This window comes from Acidovorax sp. MR-S7 (genome assembly GCF_000400995.2).
Classification (GTDB): domain Bacteria; phylum Pseudomonadota; class Gammaproteobacteria; order Burkholderiales; family Burkholderiaceae_C; genus MR-S7.
This window is the reverse complement of the sequence record NZ_DF238941.1, coordinates 1-7,115: the sequence shown is the minus strand read 5'-3', so window position 1 is coordinate 7,115 and position 7,115 is coordinate 1. Positions and strand designations below refer to the sequence as shown.

7 protein-coding genes are annotated in these 7,115 nt (G+C 64.3%); 2 read left to right on the top strand and 5 right to left on the bottom strand.

Annotated features, from left to right (window positions below):
• Positions 1–235 precede the first annotated feature (235 nt).
• Both AVS7_RS14480 and AVS7_RS14475 read left to right on the top strand, forming a co-directional pair.
• Positions 236–1,000 (top strand): IclR family transcriptional regulator C-terminal domain-containing protein, encoded by a 765-nt coding sequence (locus AVS7_RS14480; protein WP_024001611.1) that lies wholly within the window; start codon positions 236–238, stop codon positions 998–1,000.
• A gap of 107 nt (positions 1,001–1,107) precedes the next feature.
• A protein-coding gene (locus tag AVS7_RS14475; protein ID WP_144425112.1) for an IS5 family transposase occupies positions 1,108–2,071 on the top strand; the annotation gives its coding sequence in 2 pieces (ribosomal slippage) (positions 1,108–1,581 and positions 1,583–2,071; 963 coding nt in all).
• Positions 2,072–2,804: 733 nt separating this feature from the next.
• On the opposite strand, the gene AVS7_RS14470 is transcribed toward AVS7_RS14475, so the two are convergent.
• The 5 genes from AVS7_RS14470 to AVS7_RS14450 all read right to left on the bottom strand — a co-directional run bounded on the left by AVS7_RS14470 (position 2,805) and on the right by AVS7_RS14450 (position 6,982).
• Entirely contained in the window at positions 2,805–3,038 is a 234-nt protein-coding gene (locus AVS7_RS14470; protein ID WP_144425111.1) for a hypothetical protein, read from the bottom strand.
• Positions 3,039–3,178: 140 nt separating this feature from the next.
• Positions 3,179–4,339, bottom strand: coding sequence for an acetyl-CoA acetyltransferase (locus AVS7_RS14465; RefSeq protein WP_020229131.1), 1,161 nt, complete (start codon positions 4,337–4,339; stop codon positions 3,179–3,181).
• The gene (locus AVS7_RS14460) at positions 4,336–4,725 is read right to left on the bottom strand and encodes a Zn-ribbon domain-containing OB-fold protein (RefSeq protein WP_020229130.1); all 390 of its coding nucleotides are present in this window, start codon (positions 4,723–4,725) and stop codon (positions 4,336–4,338) included. Before AVS7_RS14460 ends, AVS7_RS14465 begins: the two co-directional genes overlap by 4 nt.
• Positions 4,726–4,730: 5 nt before the next feature.
• Positions 4,731–5,984, bottom strand: coding sequence for a CaiB/BaiF CoA-transferase family protein (locus AVS7_RS14455; protein WP_020229129.1), 1,254 nt, complete (start codon positions 5,982–5,984; stop codon positions 4,731–4,733).
• A gap of 8 nt (positions 5,985–5,992) precedes the next feature.
• Positions 5,993–6,982 carry a tripartite tricarboxylate transporter substrate binding protein gene (locus tag AVS7_RS14450; RefSeq protein ID WP_020229128.1) on the bottom strand — a complete coding sequence of 330 codons (990 nt, stop codon included), beginning with the start codon at positions 6,980–6,982 and terminating at the stop codon, positions 5,993–5,995.
• Positions 6,983–7,115: the final 133 nt, after the last annotated feature.

Here is a 7,115-nt window from a genome sequence, read left to right as displayed (position 1 = left end):
GCGTCAGCGTGTACGGGATTGTCTTGCGCGGTTCACCAGGAACGATCTGTTCCCAGGTCTTGCGCAGCTCGTTGTCTTTCCAGAAATCGGTCTCGAAGGATGGAGCGTTCATGATGGGCGGTATGAAGGTTGAAAATTGCGGCTGGATCATTTAGAATATCCGCTTGGCGGTTATATTTATCCGCTTAATGGATATTATTTGCCGGGATTTTCCGGCTGTCAACTCAGTAGAACCATGGCTACACCTGAAAGCGAATCCTTTGTGCGCACCTTTGCACGCGGTCTTAAAGTGATTGAGGTGATGGGGACTGGTGCCAGTCGTCAGACGCTGGGTGAAGTCGCGGGCAGTGTGGACCTGCCACGCACCGCGGTGCGGCGTTTTTTAATGACTCTGATCGATCTCGGTTTTGTGCGCACCGATGGCAAGCAGTACTGGCTGACGCCGCGCGTGCTGCGGCTCGGCATGTCTTATCTGTCGACGCTGCCGTATTGGCGCCAGGCCCAGTTGGCTCTCGAAGAGCTGTGCGCCAGCATTGGCCAATCGTGTGCGCTGTCAGTGCTGGATGGTGAGGACATCGTCTACATCCAGCGGCATCACGCCAAGCGCATCCTGCCGATGAGCCCCTCGCTCGGAAGCAGGCTGCCAGCCCATGCGGTATCGATGGGACGTGTGCTATTGGCCGGACTGTCTGACGAAGAGCTCCAGGCCTACCTCGCGCATGCGAGCTTTAAAAAGCTCACGGCCGCCACCTTGGTGGATCCAAATGTGCTTGAAGCAAAAATCAAGCAGGCGCGTGCTGAAGGTTACGCGTGGATAGATCGCGAGCTCGATGAATCCATCTGTGGCCTTTCGGTGCCCGTGCGGGACAAGGATGGCGCTACCATTGCCGCGATCAACGTCAGCCTTTCTGCGGGAATGTTTAACGAAAGCGCTGCGATCAGTGCGTTCTTGAGCGAGTTACAAAGTACCGCCTCACAACTCCGCGCCGCGTCGATGTGAAGCGCTGGCGTGTGGACTACCCAGCGTCAGGTAGGCTAGGGATGGTCTGCACAAATGCCCGGCCGCTGTGCTTGCACGCCGTGTGACCTGCTGAGACGATCACGGTCATGAAGCAACAAAGCCTGGGCCTGGGCCACTCGAACAAGCGCACGCGCCGACGGGAGTTTCTCGGCGAGATGGAGCGCGTGGTGCCGTGGGCCGAACTGGTGGCGCTGGTGTCGCCGTACATGCCCGAAGGCCGCCGGGGCCAACCGCCCTTTGCGGTGGAGCCCATGCTGCGCATCCACTTCATGCAGCAGTGGTTCAACCTGTCGGACCCGGCGATGGAAGACGCGCTGCACGACGTGCCGCTGTTCCGTGACTTCGCCGGGCTGGGTGGCTGGGACGACCGGCTGCCCGACGAGAGCACCATCCTGAGATTCCGCCATCTGCTGGAGCAACACAAGCTCGCCCCACAGATCCTGCAGACCGTCAACGACCTGCTCAGCGCCAAGGGCCTGCTGCTCAAGAGCGGCACGGTGGTTGACGCCACGCTGATCGCCGCTCCGAGCTCCACCAAGAACGCCTCGGGCGAGCGAGACCCCCGAGATGAAGCAGAGCAAGAAGGGCAACCAGTGGTACTTCGGCATGAAGTGCCACATCGGTGTGGACGCCGACTCGGGCTTGGCGCACACGGTGCGGGGCACTGCTGGCAGCGTCAACGACGTGGTGGAAGCCAACAGCCTGCTGCACGGCCAGGAGACCGAGGCCTGGGCAGATGCCGGCTACCAGGGCGCGCACAAGCGGCCCGATGCCAAGGCCGGGGTGAACTGGAACGTGGCCATGCGCCCGGGCCAGCGCAAGGCACTGGACACGAGCGACCCGAGGCAGCGCCTGAGCGACGAGATCGAGCGCATCAAGGCGCGCATCCGGGCCAAGGTGGAGCACCCGCTCAGGGTCGTCAAGCGCCAGTTCGGACACGTGAAGGTGCGCTACCGGGGCCTGGCCAAGAACACGGCGCAGTTGCACACGCTGTTTGCGCTGGCCAATCTGTGGATGGCCAAGCGCAAACTCGTGGGAGCGCCGGCATGAGTGCGTCTGCTGCACGCTAAATGGGCGTTTACGGCGCTGATCTGCGCCGGCAGCTGGCCCATCTGCGCAGTCAAATGGGCGTGAACCAGCAGCAATGACGCCAGCAATGCTCATGGCCCACTCGTTGCGGCGTTCAACTCGCTTTTGTGCAGACCATCCCTAGTGCGTCGACTAGGTCAGTATCGTACTTTGCCACTCAGCAGGCAGAGCGCCCGGCATGACCACGCCGTTGGAAACGTCCGCAACGCCAACGCGCCGAAGGATCACCGGACCCTGAGGCCCATGAAAAAGCTGAAAGGATGGGTAAAGCACTGTCTATAGTTTCACACTCCGGGTGGAATTTGGTCATGACCAAACGCTCCTGTGAGACTGACGTGGATCTTGGTTGCGGTCGACTCTTCCATAAGCCCAAAAAACAGTGCAACGATCCAGGCGCAAGGGGGCTGGCTCTGTTGAGCGGCCCGCGCAGGGCAGCGCGGTTCGACGCCATGCACTCGATGCCGCGAGCAAAGGTGCTGCTCTGATGTTCGAGGCCATGGGTTTGGCACGTGCGCTAATCAATGAGGTCGGTTGGCAACGAATCAGCAGTTGACTCGCAACCAACTGCGTCCGGGCAATGACCGGAAAGGGGCTAATACCGTGAGTTCAGGGCGCTGCCGCCAAAGACTGGACCCACTGCAGAACTGACCTCCGGCATGGCAGATCCAGGCTGATTGCCGCCGGTCAGGTTTGACTATCGAACGGCAGGTTCCGGCGTCACCTGCCATTCGCCATCCACGCGGGCGTCGGGCATCACCGTTCCGCTATATCGGACGTGAAACACGAGCGCAGTCAGGACTAACTCGCGTTTCTTGTCACCACTACTGTGAAGGACGTACCGGACGCCGCTCTCGTGCGGCCATGTCTCGGCACGCTTAAAGTTTCCGTGCGCCTTGGCAACAGCGTCGATGCCGGTGAGGACGGTCAAGGTCTCGGTGCCGCGATTGAAAACGAAGATCGCCGTCGTGCCATCGCACGAGCTGATTCCACTTCCCAGGTTCCTCTCGAATGCCGAGCTTCGGTTGATGGCGTCGGAGCTCGACCTGGGCACCTGGGAGGGCGCAACGCCTAGAGCGTGGCCTGCGTGCCGAGGATGACCGTGCTTTGGGCCGAAAGCGTGCCGCCATTGCCGTGCGCGATGGCGGTGTCGCACCCCGCCACCTGCCGACGACCGGCCTCACCGCGGAGTTGGCGCACCGCCTCGATCAGCACGAAGATGCCGAACATGCCTGGATGGCAATAAGACAGACCGCCGCCGCTGGTGTTGACGGGAAGCCGTCCTCCTGGGGCGATGGCACCGTCCGCGACGAAGCGGCCGCCCTCGCCCTTGGGGCAGAAACCCAGGTCTTCCAGGAACAGCAGCGTCGTGATGGTGAAGGCGTCGTAGACCTGCACCATGTCGATATCTTCGGGCTTCAATCCTGCCATCGCATACGCGGCCGCTCCGGAGCGCACGGCGCCGGTCACGGTGAGGTCCGGCATGTTGCTGATGCTGTAGTGGCCGAGATCCTCGCCGACCCCCAGCACGTAGGCCGGACGCTTCCTGAGCGTCTTCGCCCGCTCCGCCGAGGTGACGATGATCGCTCCGCCGCCGTCCGTCACCAGGCAGCAGTCGCGCACCGTCAGCGGCGTGCTGACCATGCGCGAGCCCAGCACGTCCGCCACGGTCAGCGGCTCCTTCTCCCACGCCTGCGGATTGAGCAGCGCCCATTCGCGCGCGGCCACCGCCACCTGCGCGAGCTGCTCGCGCGTGGTGCCGTACTCGTGCATGTGGCGCGACGCCGCGAGCGCGTACGAGCTCGCTGTGTACAGGGGCCGGTAAGGCGACTCGTAGGGATTGACATCGGGCGCCGCAACATTGGCCCGGCCCAGGCTGCGCTGCGTACTGGCATAGGCAATCAGCGCGACCTCGCACAGCCCCGCCTGGATGGCCGCCTGTGCGTGCGCCACCATCGACATAAAGCTGCAGCCCCCGATGTTGGTGCCGTCGTGGTAGCGCGGCTGGATCCCGAGGTACTCGGCCAGCGCCAAGGTCGGCATGCGGCTCTGCGAGGTGGTGGCGAACAGGCCATCGACGTCGCGCAGCGACAGGCCCGCATCGGCCAGGGCGCGCTGCGCCGCCTGCCCCATGAGGTCCAGGGGCGACAGGCCGGCAGCCACTTCCCCCAGGTCGGATTCGGCGACGCCTGCAATAGCGCAGGCGCCGCGTTTCAGGCCATGCCGTGTCATGTAGCCTCCGGCACGAAGACGACGTAAGGCGCGGCGCCGTCGCCGAGGGGGTGGACGCGCGAGCGCACGCGCATGCCGATGCGCACCGCATCGGCGGGCACCTCCTCGACGCGGCTCATGAGGCGGAAGCCCTCGTCCATGTCCACCAGCACCACGTTGTACGGCGGCTCGCCGCGCGGGCTGATCACCGTCGCGGCGTGAACGGTGCCCTTGCCCCCGCTCACGCGCCATTCAACGGCGTTGCCGGTGCCGGGAGCGATCACCCGTGGAAAGAACACCGGCTGGCCGGAGGCGGCGTCGAACTGGTACGCCAGTTCCCCGCGCTGAAGGTAGTCGCGAAAGAGCGCGAGCGGCGAAGCGCCCGCGGCAATCGTGTTGAGGCTCATAGGATTCAGATAATGCGGTTGGCGCGATGGCGCGCGATTTCTTCACTGCTCAGCCCGAGCAGGCTGCCTAGGACGTCCTCTGTCGCGTCGCCCAGCGTCGGCGGCGCGCGGTCGTACACCGGCGGCGTGCCCTGCAGACGCAGCGGACTGGCAATCGTGGACACCATGCTGCCGTCCGGGCGCTGCAGGTCCACCCGCAGCTTGCGGTGCTGCACCTGCGCGTCCTCGAAGACCTGCCGGTAGTTGTTGATGGGACCGCAGGGCACGCCACGGGACTCCAGCCGCTCCAGCCACTCGGCGCGTGTGCGAGTGAGCATAGTGCGGGCTAGTTCGGGCACAAGTTCATCCCGACCGGTGATGCGACCTGTGACCCCTGCCCAGCGTGGATCGGCGGCGAGGTCTTGCCGCTCGATGGCCACGCAATACTGCTGCCACTGACCTTCGTTGCCGACCGCCACGACGATCTCGCCGTCCGCGACGGCGAACACTTGGTAGGGCACGAGGCTGGCGTGTGCGTTGCCGTAGCGGCCCGGCACCTTTTCATTGGCAAAATATCCCGTCACTTGGTTGCCGCCGAGGGCCACGATGCAGTCGAGCAGCGCCATGTCAATGTACTGGCCGCGGCCCGACACCGATCGATGCTGCAGCGCCGAGAGGATCGCTATCGTCGCGTACATCCCAGTCATAACGTCGGCGATCGCGATGCCTGCCTTCTGCGGCCCCCCGCCCGGCAGGTCGTCGCGCTCGCCGGTGATGCTCATGAGCCCGCCCATGCCCTGGAAGACGAAGTCGTACCCAGGCTTGTGTGCGCTCGGTCCTTCTTGGCCATAACCGGTGATCGAGCAGTAGACCAGGCGCGGATTCAGGGCCGACAGCGCGGCGTAGTCAAGACCGTAGCGCTTGAGGTCCCCGACCTTGTAGTTCTCGACCACGACGTCGCTGACCGCGGCCAACTTGCGGATCATCTCTTGCCCTTCGGGGCGCGAGATGTCCATGGTGATCGACTTCTTGCCGCGGTTGGCCGCAGCGTAGTATGTCGAGTCCGCGCCGGCTCCCGCCTGCGCGCCCTCGACCCAAGGCGGGCCCCAGCCCCGTGTGTCGTCGCCGGCGCCGGGGCGTTCCACCTTGATCACGTCCGCGCCCATGTCGGCGAGGTTCTGGCTGCACCACGGGCCCGCCAGCACCCGGGACAGGTCCAGCACGCGCAGGTGTGAAAGGGCGCCCGGTCCGCCGGGCCGCGCCATCGTCGTGTCAGACATGAGCGCTCCTAGTCGATCTTGACATTGGCGTCGCTGATCACCTTGACCCACTTGGTCAGCTCGGCATCGACGAACGAAGCGAACTGGGCTTGCGTCATGGAACCCGGCTCGGCGCCGAGGGCGGCGAACTGCGAGCGGATGTTGGCGCTTTGCAGCACCTGCCGCACGTCGCCTGCAAGCTTGTCGCGCAGTTTGGGGTCCATGCGTCCGGGGGCGTAGAGGCCAAACCAGGCGGTGGCCTCGAAGCCTTTCAGACCGGCCTCATCGATAGTCGGAACGTTCGGCAGTGCAGGTGAGCGCTTGAGCGACGTCACGCCCAGGGCCAGCAGCTTGCCCGACTGGATGTGCTGCAGCACGCCAGGCACCGAGTCGAACATCATGGGAATCTGGCCGCCCAGCAAGTCGGTGAGGGCGTTCGCGGCGCCTTTATAGGGTATGTGGACCATTTCTACGCCCGCCATCAACTTGAACAGCTCGCCGGAGAGATGGTTAGCTCCGCCTGTCCCGGACGAGCCGAAGTTCACCTTGCCCGGATTGGCCTTGGCGTAAGCCACCAGTTGCTGCACCGACTTAGGTGGAAAAGACGGATGCACCACCAGCACGTTGGGCACGGTCGCGACCTGTGCGAGTGGCGTGAAGTCCGTGCGCGTGTCGTACTTGAGGTTCTTGTACAGGCCCGGATTGATCACGTGGTGCGTGGCCGTGAGCATCAGCGTGTGGCCGTCCGCTGGCATACGCGCCAGTTGATCGGAGAAGATGGTGCCGCTGCCGCCTGCCTTGTTGTCAACGATGACGGGCTTGCCCCAGCGCTCCCCCAGCTCCTTGGCCATCTGTCGCGCGAGGATGTCGGTGGTGCCGCCGGCCGGGAACGGTACGACGATCTTCACTGGTTGCGTGGGAAAATCCTGTGCGTGCGCTGCGAGCGGCGCTACCGCTCCGCACAGGATGCCAAGCGCCGCTGCGGCCAGCCGCGCCTTGTAGTTCTTAAGGATCTGCATGGATGTCTCCTGGGTTTCTGGGGCGGGGCTGTGGGGGCAGCGGTGCGTTAGCTAGCGAGCGGGATTTCGACCATCGCTTCGCCGACGGCCACGACTTCGCCGCGCTGGTTCTGCACCTGCACGTCCAGCATGA

Bases quoted from the DNA above. Each gene is read 5' to 3' on its own strand.
- AVS7_RS14460 (WP_020229130.1), bottom strand. From the start codon at position 4,725: ATGAGCCTCAACACGATTGCCGCGGGCGCTTCGCCGCTCGCGCTCTTT.
- AVS7_RS14455 (WP_020229129.1), bottom strand. From the start codon at position 5,984: ATGTCTGACACGACGATGGCGCGGCCCGGCGGACCGGGCGCCCTTTCA.
- AVS7_RS14480 (WP_024001611.1), top strand. From the start codon at position 236: ATGGCTACACCTGAAAGCGAATCCTTTGTGCGCACCTTTGCACGCGGT.
- AVS7_RS14465 (WP_020229131.1), bottom strand. From the start codon at position 4,339: ATGACACGGCATGGCCTGAAACGCGGCGCCTGCGCTATTGCAGGCGTC.
- AVS7_RS14450 (WP_020229128.1), bottom strand. From the start codon at position 6,982: ATGCAGATCCTTAAGAACTACAAGGCGCGGCTGGCCGCAGCGGCGCTT.